Origin of the sequence: Streptomyces griseobrunneus (genome assembly GCF_046713465.1) — a bacterium.
Classification (GTDB): domain Bacteria; phylum Actinomycetota; class Actinomycetes; order Streptomycetales; family Streptomycetaceae; genus Streptomyces; species Streptomyces microflavus.
Genome location: NZ_CP177080.1, coordinates 5816261 through 5832470, shown reverse-complemented (window position 1 = coordinate 5832470; position 16210 = coordinate 5816261). Strand labels below are relative to the sequence as shown.

The following is a 16210-nucleotide window of genomic DNA, read 5'->3' as shown; positions in this document are numbered from 1 at the left end:
CTACCGGACGCCTACCCGAGAAGGACCCGTGCAGACCGGCATCATCTACACCCTCACCGACCCCCGCGACGACCGGATCCGCTACGTCGGCAAGACGACAAAGACGGCCGCCGACCGACTGGCCGGCCACCTCGCCTCACCCACCAACCCTGCGATGCGTGTGTGGATTCACGCTCTCGCGCTCCAAGGCCTCACGCCTCGCATCACCCCGATCGCCAAGCCTCCTGTCGACCGTCTCTCGGTGGAGGAGGAGAAGCAGATCGCCGCCCACCACCGGGCTGGGCATCGCATCTTCAACGCTCCGTACTACCACCGGAACCTCGCCGATCTGTGCCTTCCCCCGAAGGCGACGGCAGCGGCGCGCGTGAGCGATGACCCGCCGATGAACAAGATCGATCAGCACGCTCACAACGTGTACGGCCCTCTCGCCGCCGCGAAAGCAGCTGGGCGCGCATCGGGCGGTAGGACTGCGGTCGAGGTTCTTCTTCGGGCTCCCGTGCTCGCGTTCCTCATCGCCTGGTCGACCTTCAACGTCAGGGCCGTACGCCTCGTGCTCTTGACTCTGTTCTGGGGCTGCGGGTTGTGGACAGTCGGGTTCGATCACCTCGTCCGCGACAAGGTGGTCCCGCACCTGCCCATCGATCAGACCCTGGGCTTCTGGAATGAGTACCTGGAGCACCCGTTGACCAACCTCGGCTGGCTGCTTCTCGCCTCGCACTTGGGCCTTGCGCTGCTGATGTACACCCAGGTCGCCGAGGCGGCCCGTGCGGAAGCGCCGAAATCTCCAGCGGCGGGGCAGGCGCCGAAGTCGGTTCTCAGCTCGGCGGAGATCGCGGCGGCTGCTGCTGCCGCGCTTGACGGCGCGCTGCCGAAGCAGAGCGGTACCTCCTCGTCGCGCTGACGGCTGCCCGATCCGCCCGACGTCGTACGGGCGGTGAGGGGAGCCGGACAGCCCGGCCATAAGTCCCCGGGTCGGCCGCCATCCGCCAAGACATCGGCCGCCCCGGGCCCTATCCCACTGACGAGACAGGACCACGATCATGACACCGCCCAAGACGACGAGCGCCGGCCTGGAGCCCAAGACGATGAGCATCGCGAACTGAAGAGACGCCACGAGGCCTCGCAGGCCGCCCGCGCCACCGAGAAGAGCGGATCCACCCGCAACAGCCCCCAGCAGACGGGACGATGACCACATGCCGACGCGACCCCTGCCCCACGACCCCTACGCCAACGCCGTCATGGCCACACTCAACGCCGAAGGCCTCCTGGACGCCGCCGACTCGTGGACCGATTACGCCGAGGACGACGGCGAGGTCATGCTCATGGAGATCGTCATCGCCCTGGACACCGACCGCGCCGAGACGGCCGGCTGGACCCACGGCGCGCTCCTCAAGTGGAACCAGCTCCGCGGCTGGGAGTGGGGCCCGGGCACAGACGGAGCACTCCTGCAGTACGTCCAGGATCTCGCCACCGGCCCCGTACCCGACCCCGACTCCATCGTCCGCGCGGCACGCCTCGTTCTGGCCGGCCAATCCGAGGCCAGCACGCTGCCCGTGACCGGCGCGCACCGCCCGCCCGCCCAGACCATCAGCCCGCTTCTGCAGACGGCCCTGGACGCTGGTGACATCGACCTCGACATGGCCCAGGACCTGTCCGCCTACGCCTGACACCGGCCCTCCGTACCGCCGGTTCGCTACCGGCCAGACGCCCCCGCCGACCCCATCCGGCGGGGGCGCCGCCATGCTCTACTCCTCGTCAACCAGCTCAACAAGCAGGCCGTGCTCGTCCATCTGCCACCGAATGCCGTCCGCGTCAGTGAATGTCGCGACCAACGTCTCCCGGTTCTGAGCGATCTCTCGCCAGATATCACCGAAACCAAAGGTGGCTCCCCGACCAGCCCCGATCAGGGCCAAGGGGAGGCTGGTCCGATCCCCGTCCGGCATCTGCCAGTTTCCCCTCATATGGACGCCAGCGTTGACTGCTTGTGCATCCCCCGCTCGGAGGCTTACGAGCTTGATGGGAGCGCCGCTCTCGTTCAGGACCAGGCCCATACCTTGGGGGGATCTTCTGACGTCGACCAGATCGGCCTGGGCACGTCGGCGTTCTTGATGCCCGGCTTCCAGAGCCTCCCGCTCCAGCCGCAGATTCCTTGACTGCTCGGCAATGAACTCCCTCTGTTCCGCGATCTGCTGGCGCTGACTCCTGATGGTCAGACCGGCAAACAGGGCGGCGCCGCCCGCGAAGATCGCGGCTATCCAGGTCGGGGCGTCGCCCCAATCAATGGAACTCATGCGCGGCAGACTACTGCGGCGGCTCGGCCATCAGCTTGTGTTTGTCGAGCTACCGCCACGCTGCCACTATGCGCGTCGACAGGGTGGCGGTCGGCCCCCCGACGATCTCGACGGCCCGCTGGCGGGGCGACCGCAACCGCCGCCCTCGCGGGACGGCAGGTCTACCGGCGAAGCTGACCATCCCCTGCTCTCGGCGACTGGCTTCCGAACGGCCACGCCTCACGCATGGAACAACCCGACATGAGTTGCACAGCAATACGTTTCGCGGTATGGCGGTGCTTCGAGTAGTCTCGTTGCCGGTTGGGGGTGACATATTCTCACCACCACAAAACGGAAGAGCCCAGCTCCTGCCAGAGCCGGGCCCCTCCATCGCAGTCACGAGCCCGGTCGATTTCCAGAAGACCGGGCTCGCTGCATGTTCAGCGTGCCGGTCCCGACCGTTCTCGTCCGTGGACGTCCAGAGTTACTGGACGAACTGCACCACGAGGGCGATGATCGCCACCAGAAGCGCCGCCGCGCCCAACGCGACCTGCGCCCTCTCGGCACCGGTCCATCGCTTGCGGGGCTTCTCCAGGTCGGAACTCACCCAGGCCTCCCATCTTCTCCTTGCCGGGATTCGTCCCGGTCCGCAACCGACCCTCGCAGGTCGGAGTCTTGGAACTCTGCGCCGTGGGCGCCGAGTTCCGGAGAAGTAGTTAGCGGTCGTCAGTCTACGGTGCAGGTGCGGGACCGTTGTAATTCTCCAAGACGATTGCGTAACCGCGGCCCTGACCAGGCGTAAGGGTCAGGCCCCGCCCCATTCAGCTAGTGTCCTTCGGCGCCGTTTCAGTACGGACGACGCTTCGCCCAACGCAAGTCGACCGCTCTTGCGCATCGGTAATCAATGACGCATGATGACCCCAAGTCCGGCGTGCCCGGACATAAGGGCCCGCCACTGTGCGGGCCTTCGCGTTTCCTCCACACGGTGGCCACGGGTCCGCCATGCTGGGCCCCTCATCGCACCTGTCCTGGGGGGACCATGCGCACCCGCACCACCGCGGCCGCCGTCACCGGCGCCGCTCTCCTTCTCGCCCTCGTCGCCTGCAACCCGCAGGACCAGCCGGTCCCGGAGTCGAAGCCCTCCGCGCCGAGCAGCAGCCAACCTGCTGGCCTCACCGCGAAGTCCGCGGCGGCCGGCCTCGCCGACGCCGTCGGGGTCAAGACCCTTGGTGACCCGCACGACAACACGACGGGCTGCTCCCAGAAAGCCGCAGGTGAGGAGCCGCACGCGAACGACTGCACGCAGCTCATCACCACTGACACGGTCTCCATCTACGAGTTCGAGACGCCGAAGGTCGCCGCGCACTGGGTGAAGCGGCTGGGGAAGCAGCAGGACTGGCGGCAGGTCGACCGGTTCGCTCTGGCCTGGGGTGCACGCGACCAGGACCTCACGTCGGAGGAGCGGCGGGCCGAGCTGGCGAAGGCTCTCGGAGACCTGGTCGCGAAGGCCAAGTAGCCGTCCCAGACTGGCCCGGCTGCGCCCGTGCGCGGCCGGGCCTCCGCGCGTCCGGGGGTGGCCATGGCAAAGGCCAATCCGGTCACCGACCAGGAACGTGAGACTGTCCGCCAGCTGCACGCCGACGGGCTCGGCCGCAACGCCATCGCCAAGCAGCTCAAGCGCTCCGGCCGGACGATCAGCGAGATCGCGGGTGAGCTCGGTATCAGCTTCGCCGCCCGCGCCGGACAGGTCGCCGCCGCCACCGAAGTACGCCAAGCGGACCTGGCCGACCGCCGCGCCGCCTTCGCCGTCAAGCTCCAGGACATCGCCGAGCGCGAAGCCGCGAAGATCAACCAGCCGCTCGTGTACTGGGACTGGGGCGGCAAGGAACACGACTTCGACACTCACCTCGCACCGGAGCCGACGCCCGCCGACAAGCGGGCCCTCATGGGCACGGTGGCCACTGCGCTGGACCGCTCCCTGAAGCTCGTGCCCCCGAAGGACGAGTCCGGCGTCGAAGAGGGCCTGGCCCTCATCACACAGCTGATGTCCGGACTGACGGCGGTCTACCAGGCCCAGCAGCAGGACCAGGAGGCCGACGAGGGGGCGTGATGCTCCGGAACGTCGACCTTCCCCTGTCCCGGAAGCAGATCGCATCGATCGTCGAGTGCACGGCGCGTATCAACATCTGGCACGGGGCGATCCGCTCCGGAAAGACCATCGCGAGCCTGATCGCACTGCTCGCTGCGGTCGCCGCAGCCCCGCGCGCTGGCCTCATCCTGATCACCGGGCGGACGCTCGACACCATCGGCCGCAACATCATGGAGCCGCTCGTCGACCCCGGCCTGTTCGGTGAGCTGTCGAAGCTGATCGTCTGGACCCCGGGCGCCAAAACCGCGGTCATCCTCGGCCGCACCGTGCACCTGATCGGCGCGAACGACCGCCGCTCCGAGGCCAAGATCCGAGGGGCAACCGTCAGCCTCGTCTACTGCGACGAGGTGTCGCTCCTCCCGAAGGACTTCTTCCGCCAGCTCCTCGGCCGACTGTCCGTCAAGGGCGCCAAGCTGATGGGCACCACCAACCCGGACAACCCCGGGCACTGGCTGAAGAAGGAGTACCTCGACCGCGCGGGCGAACTGAACCTGCGGGCCTGGCACTTCAACCTCGACGACAACCCATCGCTCGATGCGGACTACGTCGCCTCACTGAAGAAGGAGTACGTCGGGCTCTGGTACCGGCGGTTCATCCTCGGGGCGTGGGTGCAGTCCGAGGGCGCGGTCTACGAGATGTTCGACCCCACCCGGCACGTGGTCTCGGAGCTCCCGAGGATCGACCGGTGGATCGCGGACGGCATCGACTACGGCACCGTGAACCCCTTCGCGGACGTCCTCGTCGGCCTCGGCACGGACCGGCGGCTGTACGTGGTCGGCGAGTACCGGCACGACTCCCGTCTCCAGCGCCGGCAGATGACCGACGCTGAGTACTCGCGGGCCCGCAGGACGTGGCTCGCGAAGGTGGCCCACCCTCACTCAACGGCCGTCGGGGTCACACCGGAGTGGACGGTCGTCGACCCCTCCGCGAGCTCGTTCATCGAGCAGCTGCACCGCGACGGCGTGGCGGGCGTGACACACGCCGACAACGCCGTCCTCGACGGCATCCGCACCATCAGCTCCCTCTTCGGCACCGGCGACCTCCTGATCCACGAGTCCGCGACCGGCCTCATCGAGGAGCTCCCGGGCTACTCGTGGGACGACACCGCCGCCGAGGCGGGCGAGGACAAGCCGATCAAGGAGAACGACCACAGCTGCGACGCGCTCAGGTACGGCGTCCGTACGACCGAGGCCCTGTGGCGCCCGTACATCCCGACCCGCCTGGAGGTGGCCGCGTGACTGCGTCCCTGACACTGCCCGTGTTCCTGCGTGTGGGCAGCACCCCCGAGATCCGCCTCGGCGACTTCACCGTGGACCTCGCCGGCGAAGGGACTCTCAAGTACGGACGCCCCGAGCTCGCCCAGCTGCTCCGTGCGGCTGCCGACGAGGTCGAAAACCCCAGTCCGGACGAAGGAGTCGACGATGCCGCTGCCGACGGATAACGTCCCCTGGCCTCCGCCGAAGCTGGCGCCCGCGCTTGCGTCCATGAACACGTGGGACACCTGGTGGGCAGGCGACCCGGACCGCCTGGAGTCTCTCTACGGGGGCGGCTCCGGGGCTGGATCACCAGACCCGAAGCGCCTTCAGTACGCCAACGGCGCCATCGGCCGGATCGCCCGCTGGTGGTGGGGAACTCCCACCGCTCAAGGCGAGCGGCGCACGAAGATCCACGTACCGATCGCGGGCGACATCTGCGCCGGCAGCGCCGACCTCCTCTTCTCCGAGCCTCCGCAGTTCACGGTCGAGAGCGAGAAGACGCAGAAGCGCCTGGACGCGCTGACCGATGACGGGATGCTCGCCACCCTTCAGACAGCGGCCGAGGTCAAGGCCGCTCTCGGCGGTATCTACCTCCGCCCGGTCTACGACAAGAAGCTGGCAGATCAGGCCTGGCTCGACGCCGTGCACGCCGACAGCGCCGTACCGGAATTCCGGTGGGGTCGCCTCGCTGCGGTCACCTTCTGGAAAGTCGTACGGGAGCAAGACGGGCAGGTCTGGCGTCACCTGGAGCGCCACGAGCCGGAGGGTATCCAGCACGGCCTGTATCAGGGCACGAGCGGCAAGCTCGGCCACCCGGTGCCGCTGGAGGAAAGCGACGCGACCCGCGGCTTCGCGACCTCTGTGAACGCGGATGGGATCATCGAGACCGGCTTCAAGGGCCTCGACGTCTCGTACATCCCGAACCAGGCATCACGCCGGTGGCGGAAGGACGGGTACCTCCGCGACTTCGGCCGCTCCGACCTCGACGGCGTCGAGTCGCTCATGGACCAGCTCGACGAGACGTACGCCAGCTGGATGCGGGACATCCGCATCGGCAAGGGCCGCCTCGTGGTCCCGGACTCCTACCTCCAGTCCAACGGGCCCGGTCGGGGAGCGAGCTGGAACCCGGATCAGGAGGCGTTCGCCGGTGTCAACGCGCTCGCCCGCGGCGACGGCATGGCCCTCACGGTCAGCCAGTTCGCGATCCGCGTGCAGGAGCACCGAGACACCTCGGAGGACCTGATCAACCAGATCCTCCGGTCCTGCGGCTACAGCGCCCAGACCTTCGGGATCGGCGCGGACGTCGCCTTGACGGCCACCGAGGTCGTCTCGAAAGAGCGCCGGTCCATGACGACCCGGGGCAAGAAGATCCTCCGAGTCCGCCCCGGGCTCGCCAACGCGGTGCACGCCCTTCTCGCCGTCGACCAGTACGTGTTCGGAACCAAGGGCGAGCCGCAGAGGCCGAACATCGAGTTCCAGGACGGCGTCCAGGAGGACCCGCTCGCCCTCGCCACCACGGCGGAAATGCTCCGCCGGGCGAACGCAGCGAGCACGGAGACCCTGGTTCGGATGACTCACCCGGAATGGGATGAGCCGATGGTGTCCGCCGAGGTGCAGCGCATCCACGATGAGTCCGGCATGGCCGTACCGGACCCGATGCAGTCCGGCGCCCTGCCGTAGGAGGCTGCGATGCCCGTGTCCCCTGCGCTTGCCGAGGACCTGGCCGCGGCGATCGCCGACCTGTACGAGGCGGCGCAAGGCACGATCATCGAGCGCATCCGGGACGCCCTGGCCGCCGACATCGAGTCGCCCCTGTGGCTAGAGCTCAAGGCCCGATCCCTCGGCGACCTCCAGGCGGCGATCCAGGCCGTCATCGACGCGCTTCAGCTCGACGCGTCCGGGGCGATCCAGCAGGCAGTGGCGGAGGCGTACGAGCGGGGGCAGCAGGCGGCGGTGGCTGAGCTCGGGGCGCTCGCCGTCGGCCAGGCCGCGGCCGCCGCTTCGGCGGTACCGGCTGCTGCTGCGGTCGACCGGCTGGCCAACGCGCTCATCGCCGACACCGGGCCGGTGCACCTGCGGATCCTGCGGCAGACCATGGACGTCTACCGCGAGGTCGTCGCCCACGCCTCATCGGCTCCGCTGCTCGGCGCGCAGACCCGCCGCCAGACCGCGCAGACCGCCCTCGACCGCTTCACCGCGCGCGGCGTCACCGGGTTCATCGACCGGGCCGGCCGCTCGTGGGACATGAGGTCGTACGTCGAGATGGCCACCCGCAGTGTCGTCGGCCGGGCTGCGGTCGACGCGCACACCGACCGCCTCGGTGCGGCCGAAGTCGAGCTGGTGATGATCTCGGAGGCCCCCGAGGAGTGCCCGCTGTGCCGCCGCTGGGAGGGGAAGATCCTCGCCCGCGACGATGCCCCGGGTGAGCGCGACGTCGAGCTGGAGCACGCGACGGAGGACGGCCGAATGGTGACCGTGCCGGTCGCCGGGTCGCTCTCGGAGGCGCGGGCGGCCGGACTGTTCCATCCGAACTGCCGGCACGACGTGCGCGCCTACCTGCCGGGGCTCACGAAGCACCGGCCGAAGCCCGAGTCGCGCGGGACGTACCAGGACACGCAACGGCAGCGCTACTACGAGCGGCAGATCCGCCGCTGGAAGCGCGAGGCTGCGGGCGCGATGGACGAGCAGAAGGCCACGGCCGCGCGCGCGAAGGTCCGCGCCTACCAGGCCCGAATCCGGGACCTGGTAGACGAAACGGGCCTGCCGCGCAAGAGCCGACGCGAGCAGCTCACGACCGCACGGTGATTACCGGCGTCCGCCCAGGGCTTCGCGAGTCGGGGAAGGAACGGGCTTCACGTCGGTAGGCGCCTGCGGGTTGATCAGCGCGTATGCCTCAGCGAGATTACGAGCGTTCTCACCACGGCCTGCCTGTGCAGCCTTCGCAATGGCTTCGAGCAGTGCGGTACGGGCCTGGTCTGCGAGCTGCGGCTCGCTCTGGTTCTCAGTCATGAGCGAACCGTAAGCCCTATCAGGCGAGTTGTTCCCCCTGCTCCCTTTTACCCCAGGTCACAGCCCTTCAGATTTCCGCCCGCCGGGTGCGGGCTGGATCGCAGTACAGCCCCGCCGGGCGCGGGGCCCACCCCTACGCGCGCCAGGAGTGCACGATGCAGCAGCGAACCCTTGCCCGTCACCGGCCCGGGTGGTCACACCCGTATCCCGTCGGCCCTTTCGGTCAGGTCCTCTACGCCGACGGCGGGGACGGAGACGACTCCGGATCCAGCAACGACGACACCGGCGAAGGGGGTGACGACGCGGAAGGCCAGGACGACGAAGACACCGGCGGGACCGGTGACGACGACGGCCAGGACGATGACGCGGCGAAGGGCGAAAAGCCGAAGCCGAAGGCACCCGCGAAGAAGCCGGCGGGGGGCGACGAAGCCCCCGAGGCGACGATCGCGCGGCTCCAGAAGGAGCTGAAGGCAGCCAACGGCGAGTCGGCGAAGGCCCGCACGACGGCGAAGAAGGCTGCCGCCGACGAGGCCCGCACGGAGATCGTGCAGGAGCTCGGCAAGGCGCTCGGCCTGATCAAGGACGACGACAAGGACGCGGCCCCGCCGGACCCGGCCGCCCTGACGGCCAAGATCGAGCAGGCCACGGCAGCCCACCGCGAGACCGCGGTCGAGCTCGCGGTGTACCGGGGCGCGGGCAAGTACGGGGCCGACCCCGACGCGCTCACCGACTCCCGGGCGTTCCTCAACTCGATCAAGGGCCTCGATCCGGCCGACGACGGGTTCAGCAAGGCCGTGAGTGCGGCCATCAAGAAGGCCGTCGAGGACAACCCCAAGCTCAAGACCGGCAGCAAGGCGCCGGACCGCTCCGCCGGCGACTTCAACGGCGGCACCGGGGACGGCGACGGCTCCGACCCCACCGATATCGACGAGATCCGGAAGGCGCGCCGCGCGCGCCGTACCGGCTAAGGAAGGACACACCCCATGGCCAACACGTTCCTGACCGCGCAGGTCATCGCGCGCCAGGCCCTCGCCAACCTGTACGAGACCACCGTCATGGCGAGCCTCATCCACAGGGACTACGAGGCGGAGTTCGCGCGCAAACAGGGCGACGCGATCACCATCCGGAAGCCCGCCGTCTTCGAGGCCCACGAGTACAACCGGGCGCAGGGCATCATCGTCCAGGAGGCGACGGAGACCAGCGTCAACATGACGCTGAACCACTTCGCCGACGTCTCCTTCGCCGTCACGTCCGAGGACATGACGCTGAAGATCGAGGACTTCGACGAGCAGCTCCTCACCCCGGCCATGGAGGCGATCTCCCAGAAGATCGACAACGACCTGCTCCTCCTGCGCAACGACATCGTCCAGGAGGTCGGCGGCGTCGCCGAGAACGTTGCAGGCGAGGACTACAACTACCCCGGCGGCCTCTACCCGTACAGCGACTCCCGCGTCCTGGTCCAGGCCGGAGCGGTCCTGAGCCGCAAGAACGTGCCGCTGTCCCAGCGCAGCGTCGTCGTTGGCCCGACCACGCAGGCACGCTGGACCGCGGAGAAGACATGGCGGCAGGCGGACAAGCGCGGGTCGACGGAAGGCCTGCTTGAGGCTTCCATGGGTGGCCGGGTCTCCGGCTTCGACCCGTACATGACGCAGAACGTCGGCCAGCCCGCAGAATCCCCGGCCTCCGGCGAGCCGACCACCGAGGTCAACCTCGCCTTCCACCGGACCGCGTTCGCCCTCGCCTTCCGCCCGCTGGAGCTCCCGAAGGGCGCCCAGAACGCCGCGATCATGAACTACAAGGGCTTCGCCCTGCGCGTGATCTACGGCTACGACCAGGACAAGAAGCAGGACGTCGTCAGCATCGACACCCTGTACGGCATCAAGACCCTGGACGCCAACCGCGCCGTGCTCATCAAGGGTGCCGACGCCGCCTGACCTGCGGCGCACCACGCGCCACCCGACCCAGCAGGGCCCGCCGCGGCGGGCCCTTTCGCATTCCCAGGAAGGGATTCCACATGGGCTACAAGGTCCACACCGTGGACGGTCGTGCGGGCGAGGTCGACACCTCGACGGCCCGCACCTACAGCAAGGAGCTCCGGGTCGCCTCCTCGGCGGCCGGTACGTACCAGCTGTGCAAGGTCCCGGCCGGAGCGGCGATCATCGCCGTCCGCGCCTACCGGACCGGCGGATCGTCCGGCACCGTCCAGGTCAAGAAGGGCTCGTCGGACGTACTCGCGTCGCCGATGGCCACCACGACCGACGCCTGGGCGGGCAGCACCACCGTCCAGAACGCCACCTGCGCGGCTGGCGACAACCTGTCCGTCGTCCTCGGCACCCCCGCCGGCTCCCCGACCGAGACCCTGGTCCAGGTCGATCTGCGGACGGCGGTACCGGCAGCATGACGACCTACTTCAACAAGCGCACCGGCGACCGGGTCGAGCTCGACGGCCGCTCCGCCCGGCTCGACGCGCTGGACAACTGGACCCGGCTCGGAGACGACGAGCCCAACCCGCCCGTGGTCGACGACGGCATTCTGTCCCGCCCCTCCTTGGCCGGCCCGCGGGCCGAGCAGGGACCCGGGCAGGTTCTCGTCGAGACGACGCCCCCGGCTCCTGACGAGGTGCCGACGCAGGACACTCCGCCGGTCGAGCTGACCCCCGTCAGCAAGGCCCCGGTGGACGAGCCCCGCCAGCCGGCCAAGTCCGGCTCCAAGGCGGACTGGCAGGCGTACGCCCGCACGCGCGCCAAGGACTCCAACGAGGAGGCCGAGATCGACGGCCTCACCCGCGACGAGCTCGCGGCCCGGTACGGAGGCGATAGCTGATGCCGATGTCCGGAACCATGCTGGCCGTGTCGGCGTTCGCCGAGCAAGTCACTGCCATCGACCTCGGGACCAGTCGGGCACCCCAGGCGCTCTCCCGGTCCATGTCCCTGGCGAGCGGCACGGGGGCGGGCCAGGCGGACCGCGTGTTCTCCGACCGGCGCACTCTGGCCGCGTCGGCGACCGAGGACCTCGACCTGGCGGGCGCGTTGGTCGACGCGTTCGGCGCGACGATCACCTTCGCCCGGATCAAGGGCCTGGTGATCGCGGCGGCGGCCGGGAACACGAACAACGTGGTCATCGGGGCGGCCAGTTCCAATCCCTGGGCCACGCTGCTCGGTGCGACGCACACGCTGACCGTCCGCCCGGGCGGGTTCGTGGCCGTCGGGACTGGGGTGGCCGACGCCACCGGGTACGCGGTCACCGCGTCCACGGGCGACCTGCTGAAGATCGCCAACTCGGCGGCTGGCAGCGCGGTCACCTACGACATCCACATCATCGGCGCGAGCGCGTGAGGAGGCTGACCCATGGCTGACCTCGTCACCAACATCGCGAAGGGCAAGTTCCTGCACTACGCGGGGCTGCCCTTGACGAATGACGCGCTGATCGCGGTTGTCCTGGAGGCGGCCGGCCTGGAGTCGGACGATGCTCTCCAGGACTACGACACCCTGTCCGCGCTGCTCGCCGGAGCCTCCAACGAGCAGGTGACGATGGGCAGGAAGACGCTTACGAGCGTCGTCGTGGCGGTCAACGACACGACGAATACCGCGAGCGTCGACGCCGCTGACATCACGTGGACGGCGGCGGCCGGCAACGCCACCGGGAAGCTCCTCATCTGCTACGACCCGGACACCACGACCGGCACGGACGCGGACCTCATTCCGCTGACGCTGCACGACTTCGCGGTGACTCCGGACAGTACGGACATCACCGCGCAGATCAACGCGGCGGGCCTGGCGGTCGCGCAGAACGCGTAGTGGAGAGGGGGCGTCATGGCCACCCTGACTCTCGGTGCGGCGGTCGAAGTCTCGGCGGCCGCACCGGTCGTCCGGTTCATGCCCCTCGTCGGGACGCTCCAGGACAACTTCAACGACAACACCGTGGACACCGCCGTCCGGTGGCCCCGCTCGTACGGCTCGATCAGCGAGACCGGTGGCCGCGCGCGGGTGCCGTGCACCACCGGGTACGCCGCCTACGCCTCGGCCCGCGCCTACACCCTGGCCGGGTCGCACTTCGGGTGCCGCCTCTACCCGGCGGCTGCGGGCGGCGCCGCGACAGAGGCGTGGTCGCAGGTCCTGATCACGACGAGCACGGGCGGCACCGACGCGGTCATCGAGGTGAACGCCGCGACCGGCGTCCTCGCGATGGCCGTGCGAGCCGGGTACTCGGACGCGGGCTACGCGACGATCCCGTACGACCCCGTGGCGCACGCCTGGGTGCGGATCCGCGCGGCGGCCGGCCAGCTGATGTGGGAGACGTCGCCGACCGGCGTGACCTGGACGGTGCGGCGGACTGCTACCGCGCCCGGGTGGGTGACCACCCATGCGCTAGGCGTGCAGCTGATCGCCCACCGCGACAGCGGCACGGCGGACTTCGCCGAGTACGACTCCTTCAACTTGTTCCCAAAGACCATCCCTGTGGGTGCGGCGATGGAGACGTCGGCGGCCAGGGCCCTGTCAGTGAGCCGGAGTGCTGTGGTGGGCGCTCCTCACGTGGTGGACAGGGCCTGGCCGCTCGGCGTCAGACGCACCCGAAACATTGGTAGCGCGGGCGCGGGCGAGCAGGCGCGGCCAGTGACGGCGGTGCGCACCGTACCGCTCGGCGCGGCCCGTGCAGCCGAGACCGGACACCCGGCATTTGCCCGCTCCGTGGCCCTGCTGGGCGCGGCGCAGGAGCTGTCCGGCGGCCAGGCGGCCAGCACCGCGCGGGCTGTACAGCTCGCGGTCGCGCACGACGTAGGCGCCGCGCGGACGGTCCGACCGACGAAGGCCGCGGCGTTGGACTCTGCGGTCTCGCTGGCGGCGGCCGGTGTGATCTCGTCGGCGAGACGGGCCCATCTCGGGCCTGCAGTTTCGGCAGAGGGGGCCGGGCAGCTTCGTGCTGCCGGCGCCGTACCGGTCGGCCGGGCCGGGTCCGGCGACGTCGCCCTGGCGCTCATCGCCGCGAAGGTACAGAGCGTCGGCGCCGCCGCCGCCTCCGATACCGCCCATCCTCTTCTTCCCTCCCGGGCCGCACAGTTGGGGCCAGCCGTGGCGGCGACGGCGGCCTTGCCGGTGACCCCGGTTCGGGTGCTGGCGCTCGGCCGGGCGGGAGAGACAACGGCAGCCGCGGGGATCAGCACGGCGCGGACTGTTCGGCTTGGTGTGGCCCGCGAGCGCGACTGGGGTCGTCTAGCCGCTCCTGCTGGTGCCGCGCCTCTCGGGGCAGCGGCTTCGGTCGAGGGCGCGCGCCCGGTGGAGGGCGCGAAGGCCCACCCGCTGCCCTGCGCCAGCTCGACATCGTCGGCCCTGTCGGTGCGGGCCACGAAGAGCCTGCGGCTCGGTGCTGCGGCCGAGGGCACCCGCACGGTACCGATGACCACCAGGTCGCGCGTGGTACTCGCGGCAGGCCAGGCTGCGGATGCGGCGCGGCCGGTGAGCGTCCGCCGTACGGTCCGGCTCGGCGCGGCTGGGTGCACGGAGCACGGCCACCCGCTGCGGATCGGGATGCGGGTACCGCTCGGTGCCGCTCGCGCGGTCGACGGCGGGCTCCCGACCCGGCAGCCATGGCAGATCCGCGCAGTGGGACCCGCACGATGCACGCTCCGTGCACTGGACATCTCACCGTCCCAGCAGCGGCCCGCTGATGACCTCACGTCGAGCGTCACCGGCCCGCACCTCACGGCGTCGACCTCCGGGCCGGTGCTCAACGCCAGCAGCACGACAGGAGGCTGACGATGCCCGACGTGGGAGACCTGGTCACAGCCCGGCTCGGAGTCGAGCCGCACGACGAGACGACATCGGTCACGCTGGTCGTGGCCGCGCCGGACGGGCAGTTGTCCACACCTGTGGTCACTCCTGTGGATGACGGCGCGGCGTGGACGGCTCCGGTGGTCTACACGGCGGCTGGGGTGTGGCGTCTGTCGTGGGCGGTCACCGGCACTGGGGCGGGTGTTGAGCACGAGCTCGTGTCTGTCGCCCCGGCCCCGGGTGCGCGCGGGGACGGCCGGTTGTACGCCACGACGACCGACCTCGCGAACGCCCTCGACGCGGCCCCGCCGTTGGGCGCCCAGCGGCTGCTGGAGCGGGCCTCGCAGCTGCTCGACAGTGACTTCCTGCTCACCGCGATCTACGACGTGGACGACGACGGGATGCCAACCCACCCCCTGGTCGCCGCCGGATTCCGCGACGCGGTCTGTGCGCAGATCGAGTTCTGGGGCGAGGTCGGCGAGGAGACCGACATCTCTGGGCCCCTCCAGGGTGCCCAAATCGGCAGCGTGAACCTCCAGTTCGGCGCAGGCTCGAACCGGTCCGGCCCGTCGTACTACGCGCCCAAGCTCCTCCGGGCGCTCCAGCTCATCCCCTCGCAGCACATCCGCTTCACGGCCCTGGCGAGCTGCTGATGGCCATCCCGCGCCGCTTCCTGCGGCACCGGATCACCGTCGAGCCGTACGCCGGCCGCTCCAGCACGGGCCCGCTGTACGGGTCGCCGGTCGAGGTGCGGTGCCTCCTGGACCAGAAGACGCGCAACGTACGGACGCCGCAGGGCGACGTCGTCGTCTCCTCGTCGACCGCGTACGCCTCGCCGGGCACGACGGCCCCGCCGCTGTCCCGGGTCACACTCCCGGGCGGACGCCAGACCCGGGTCATCCAGGACGCGCCCCGGGACAGCGGCGGCCTCGGAGCCCCCGACCACGTGGAAATCCAGCTCGAATAGGGGGCCGCATGCCCGCGCGCTACAGACTCCGCTTCAACGACGACCAGGTGGTGCGCGCGCTTCGGCCCGCCGCCGCCCGTGGCGCGTTCCTTGCTGCGGAGTACGTCCTCGGCGAGACGCAGGCCGTCGTGGCGCTCGACGAGGCTGCCCTGTCCCGGTCCGGGACTGCGTCGGTCGACGAGGCGACGCTGACCTCCGCCGTTAGCTACGACACCCCGTACGCGGTCAGGCAGCATGAGGAGTTGGACTTCCAGCACGCGCCTGGCAGGCAGGCGAAGTACGTCGAGCAGCCGCTTAACCAGGCCCGGCAGCAGGTGGCCGCGATCGTCGCGGCCGAGCTCCGGCGGGCGCTGCGATGACGTACACCGTCGACCTGGTCGAGGGCCTGGCCGAGCTGATGGCCGCCGAGGGCCTTGGGGTCTACCGGCCCGACGGCCTGATCGGCTCGGGTGAGACCCCGATCGTCCTGGGCGTCATGCCTGAGGAGCCCGCCCGGGTGTACGTCCTCACGCCGTACCCGGTCGAGGACACGGACACCACGGATGCGATCACAGCGGTGCAGATCCGGTACCGCGCCGGCCCCGACCTCCGCGAGGTCTGGGGCCTCGCCGACGCCGCCTTCCGCCTCCTGCACGAGCGGCGCAGCTACAGGCTCCGCGACGTCTACGTGGCCCTGTCCTGGCGCGAGTCCGCCGGACTCATGGGCCAGGACACCCACGGTCGGCACGAGCTGACCAGCAACTTCTACTTCCGGACCACCCGGCCGGGCCCCTTCCTGAACGACTAGGAGA

Annotated in this window: 22 protein-coding genes; 19 read left to right on the top strand and 3 right to left on the bottom strand. The window is 70.0% G+C overall.

Features of this window, described 5'->3' with window-relative positions; translation table 11 throughout:
- Nucleotides 1-28 precede the first annotated feature (28 nt).
- Nucleotides 29-901: a GIY-YIG nuclease family protein gene (locus ACK8N7_RS26460; RefSeq protein ID WP_500444321.1), complete on the top strand. Its 873-nt coding sequence runs from the start codon at nucleotides 29-31 to the stop codon at nucleotides 899-901.
- A gap of 292 nt (nucleotides 902-1193) precedes the next feature.
- On the top strand, nucleotides 1194-1667 hold the full coding sequence (locus tag ACK8N7_RS26455; protein WP_500444320.1) for a hypothetical protein: 474 nt from the start codon (nucleotides 1194-1196) through the stop codon (nucleotides 1665-1667).
- Between the two features lie 78 nt (nucleotides 1668-1745).
- Here ACK8N7_RS26455 and ACK8N7_RS26450 read toward each other — a convergent pair whose 3' ends face one another.
- Together ACK8N7_RS26450 and ACK8N7_RS26445 are read right to left on the bottom strand one after the other, a co-directional pair.
- On the bottom strand, nucleotides 1746-2291 hold the full coding sequence (locus ACK8N7_RS26450) for a hypothetical protein (protein WP_500444319.1): 546 nt from the start codon (nucleotides 2289-2291) through the stop codon (nucleotides 1746-1748).
- A 463-nt stretch (nucleotides 2292-2754) separates the two neighbouring features.
- Nucleotides 2755-2877 (bottom strand): hypothetical protein, encoded by a 123-nt coding sequence (locus ACK8N7_RS26445; RefSeq protein WP_500444318.1) that lies wholly within the window; start codon nucleotides 2875-2877, stop codon nucleotides 2755-2757.
- Nucleotides 2878-3309: 432 nt separating this feature from the next.
- Here ACK8N7_RS26445 and ACK8N7_RS26440 point away from each other — a divergent pair, with 432 nt between their 5' ends.
- The 6 genes from ACK8N7_RS26440 to ACK8N7_RS26415 all read left to right on the top strand — a co-directional run bounded on the left by ACK8N7_RS26440 (nucleotide 3310) and on the right by ACK8N7_RS26415 (nucleotide 8480).
- Entirely contained in the window at nucleotides 3310-3786 is a 477-nt protein-coding gene (locus ACK8N7_RS26440; protein ID WP_500444317.1) for a hypothetical protein, read from the top strand.
- A gap of 63 nt (nucleotides 3787-3849) precedes the next feature.
- Nucleotides 3850-4380, top strand: coding sequence for a helix-turn-helix domain-containing protein (locus tag ACK8N7_RS26435; protein WP_500444316.1), 531 nt, complete (start codon nucleotides 3850-3852; stop codon nucleotides 4378-4380).
- Nucleotides 4380-5657 (top strand): PBSX family phage terminase large subunit, encoded by a 1278-nt coding sequence (locus ACK8N7_RS26430; protein WP_500444315.1) that lies wholly within the window; start codon nucleotides 4380-4382, stop codon nucleotides 5655-5657. Before ACK8N7_RS26435 ends, ACK8N7_RS26430 begins: the two co-directional genes overlap by 1 nt.
- Entirely contained in the window at nucleotides 5654-5860 is a 207-nt protein-coding gene (locus ACK8N7_RS26425) for a hypothetical protein (RefSeq protein WP_500444314.1), read from the top strand. Before ACK8N7_RS26430 ends, ACK8N7_RS26425 begins: the two co-directional genes overlap by 4 nt.
- A gap of 43 nt (nucleotides 5861-5903) precedes the next feature.
- A complete protein-coding gene (locus ACK8N7_RS26420; RefSeq protein ID WP_500444313.1) occupies nucleotides 5904-7355 on the top strand; it encodes a phage portal protein in 1452 nt (483 codons plus the stop codon).
- 9 nt (nucleotides 7356-7364) lie between these two features.
- The gene (locus ACK8N7_RS26415; protein WP_500444312.1) at nucleotides 7365-8480 is read left to right on the top strand and encodes a phage minor capsid protein; all 1116 of its coding nucleotides are present in this window, start codon (nucleotides 7365-7367) and stop codon (nucleotides 8478-8480) included.
- Here ACK8N7_RS26415 and ACK8N7_RS26410 read toward each other — a convergent pair whose 3' ends face one another.
- On the bottom strand, nucleotides 8481-8684 hold the full coding sequence (locus tag ACK8N7_RS26410; protein ID WP_500444311.1) for a hypothetical protein: 204 nt from the start codon (nucleotides 8682-8684) through the stop codon (nucleotides 8481-8483).
- Nucleotides 8685-8839: 155 nt separating this feature from the next.
- Here ACK8N7_RS26410 and ACK8N7_RS26405 point away from each other — a divergent pair, with 155 nt between their 5' ends.
- The 11 genes from ACK8N7_RS26405 to ACK8N7_RS26355 all read left to right on the top strand — a co-directional run bounded on the left by ACK8N7_RS26405 (nucleotide 8840) and on the right by ACK8N7_RS26355 (nucleotide 16206).
- Nucleotides 8840-9652: a hypothetical protein gene (locus tag ACK8N7_RS26405; RefSeq protein ID WP_500444310.1), complete on the top strand. Its 813-nt coding sequence runs from the start codon at nucleotides 8840-8842 to the stop codon at nucleotides 9650-9652.
- 15 nt (nucleotides 9653-9667) lie between these two features.
- Entirely contained in the window at nucleotides 9668-10618 is a 951-nt protein-coding gene (locus tag ACK8N7_RS26400) for a P22 phage major capsid protein family protein (RefSeq protein ID WP_500444309.1), read from the top strand.
- 80 nt (nucleotides 10619-10698) lie between these two features.
- Nucleotides 10699-11085 (top strand): hypothetical protein, encoded by a 387-nt coding sequence (locus ACK8N7_RS26395; protein ID WP_164364502.1) that lies wholly within the window; start codon nucleotides 10699-10701, stop codon nucleotides 11083-11085.
- On the top strand, nucleotides 11082-11507 hold the full coding sequence (locus tag ACK8N7_RS26390) for a hypothetical protein (protein ID WP_500444308.1): 426 nt from the start codon (nucleotides 11082-11084) through the stop codon (nucleotides 11505-11507). Before ACK8N7_RS26395 ends, ACK8N7_RS26390 begins: the two co-directional genes overlap by 4 nt.
- Nucleotides 11507-12019, top strand: a complete 513-nt coding sequence (locus tag ACK8N7_RS26385) for a hypothetical protein (protein WP_500444307.1) — start codon at nucleotides 11507-11509, stop codon at nucleotides 12017-12019. Before ACK8N7_RS26390 ends, ACK8N7_RS26385 begins: the two co-directional genes overlap by 1 nt.
- A gap of 12 nt (nucleotides 12020-12031) precedes the next feature.
- Nucleotides 12032-12481 carry a hypothetical protein gene (locus tag ACK8N7_RS26380; RefSeq protein WP_500444306.1) on the top strand — a complete coding sequence of 150 codons (450 nt, stop codon included), beginning with the start codon at nucleotides 12032-12034 and terminating at the stop codon, nucleotides 12479-12481.
- A gap of 15 nt (nucleotides 12482-12496) precedes the next feature.
- Nucleotides 12497-14437, top strand: coding sequence for a hypothetical protein (locus ACK8N7_RS26375; protein WP_500444305.1), 1941 nt, complete (start codon nucleotides 12497-12499; stop codon nucleotides 14435-14437).
- A 2-nt stretch (nucleotides 14438-14439) separates the two neighbouring features.
- A complete protein-coding gene (locus ACK8N7_RS26370; RefSeq protein ID WP_500444304.1) occupies nucleotides 14440-15105 on the top strand; it encodes a hypothetical protein in 666 nt (221 codons plus the stop codon).
- Nucleotides 15105-15419, top strand: coding sequence for a hypothetical protein (locus ACK8N7_RS26365; protein ID WP_500444303.1), 315 nt, complete (start codon nucleotides 15105-15107; stop codon nucleotides 15417-15419). Before ACK8N7_RS26370 ends, ACK8N7_RS26365 begins: the two co-directional genes overlap by 1 nt.
- An 8-nt stretch (nucleotides 15420-15427) precedes the next feature.
- A complete protein-coding gene (locus ACK8N7_RS26360) occupies nucleotides 15428-15778 on the top strand; it encodes a hypothetical protein (protein ID WP_500444302.1) in 351 nt (116 codons plus the stop codon).
- The gene (locus ACK8N7_RS26355; protein ID WP_500444301.1) at nucleotides 15775-16206 is read left to right on the top strand and encodes a minor capsid protein; all 432 of its coding nucleotides are present in this window, start codon (nucleotides 15775-15777) and stop codon (nucleotides 16204-16206) included. The genes ACK8N7_RS26360 and ACK8N7_RS26355 overlap by 4 nt, the downstream gene beginning before the upstream one ends.
- The last annotated feature ends 4 nt before the right edge of the window (nucleotides 16207-16210 follow it).

What these genes read in the sequence shown, in the direction of transcription:
- ACK8N7_RS26455 (WP_500444320.1), top strand. Translation starts at nt 1,194, where the DNA reads ATGCCGACGCGACCCCTGCCCCACGACCCCTACGCCAACGCCGTCATG.
- ACK8N7_RS26450 (WP_500444319.1), bottom strand. Translation starts at nt 2,291, where the DNA reads ATGAGTTCCATTGATTGGGGCGACGCCCCGACCTGGATAGCCGCGATC.
- ACK8N7_RS26440 (WP_500444317.1), top strand. Translation starts at nt 3,310, where the DNA reads ATGCGCACCCGCACCACCGCGGCCGCCGTCACCGGCGCCGCTCTCCTT.
- ACK8N7_RS26435 (WP_500444316.1), top strand. Translation starts at nt 3,850, where the DNA reads ATGGCAAAGGCCAATCCGGTCACCGACCAGGAACGTGAGACTGTCCGC.
- ACK8N7_RS26430 (WP_500444315.1), top strand. Translation starts at nt 4,380, where the DNA reads ATGCTCCGGAACGTCGACCTTCCCCTGTCCCGGAAGCAGATCGCATCG.
- ACK8N7_RS26420 (WP_500444313.1), top strand. Translation starts at nt 5,904, where the DNA reads ATGAACACGTGGGACACCTGGTGGGCAGGCGACCCGGACCGCCTGGAG.
- ACK8N7_RS26415 (WP_500444312.1), top strand. Translation starts at nt 7,365, where the DNA reads ATGCCCGTGTCCCCTGCGCTTGCCGAGGACCTGGCCGCGGCGATCGCC.
- ACK8N7_RS26410 (WP_500444311.1), bottom strand. Translation starts at nt 8,684, where the DNA reads ATGACTGAGAACCAGAGCGAGCCGCAGCTCGCAGACCAGGCCCGTACC.
- ACK8N7_RS26405 (WP_500444310.1), top strand. Translation starts at nt 8,840, where the DNA reads ATGCAGCAGCGAACCCTTGCCCGTCACCGGCCCGGGTGGTCACACCCG.
- ACK8N7_RS26400 (WP_500444309.1), top strand. Translation starts at nt 9,668, where the DNA reads ATGGCCAACACGTTCCTGACCGCGCAGGTCATCGCGCGCCAGGCCCTC.
- ACK8N7_RS26395 (WP_164364502.1), top strand. Translation starts at nt 10,699, where the DNA reads ATGGGCTACAAGGTCCACACCGTGGACGGTCGTGCGGGCGAGGTCGAC.
- ACK8N7_RS26390 (WP_500444308.1), top strand. Translation starts at nt 11,082, where the DNA reads ATGACGACCTACTTCAACAAGCGCACCGGCGACCGGGTCGAGCTCGAC.
- ACK8N7_RS26385 (WP_500444307.1), top strand. Translation starts at nt 11,507, where the DNA reads ATGCCGATGTCCGGAACCATGCTGGCCGTGTCGGCGTTCGCCGAGCAA.
- ACK8N7_RS26380 (WP_500444306.1), top strand. Translation starts at nt 12,032, where the DNA reads ATGGCTGACCTCGTCACCAACATCGCGAAGGGCAAGTTCCTGCACTAC.
- ACK8N7_RS26375 (WP_500444305.1), top strand. Translation starts at nt 12,497, where the DNA reads ATGGCCACCCTGACTCTCGGTGCGGCGGTCGAAGTCTCGGCGGCCGCA.
- ACK8N7_RS26370 (WP_500444304.1), top strand. Translation starts at nt 14,440, where the DNA reads ATGCCCGACGTGGGAGACCTGGTCACAGCCCGGCTCGGAGTCGAGCCG.
- ACK8N7_RS26365 (WP_500444303.1), top strand. Translation starts at nt 15,105, where the DNA reads ATGGCCATCCCGCGCCGCTTCCTGCGGCACCGGATCACCGTCGAGCCG.
- ACK8N7_RS26360 (WP_500444302.1), top strand. Translation starts at nt 15,428, where the DNA reads ATGCCCGCGCGCTACAGACTCCGCTTCAACGACGACCAGGTGGTGCGC.
- ACK8N7_RS26355 (WP_500444301.1), top strand. Translation starts at nt 15,775, where the DNA reads ATGACGTACACCGTCGACCTGGTCGAGGGCCTGGCCGAGCTGATGGCC.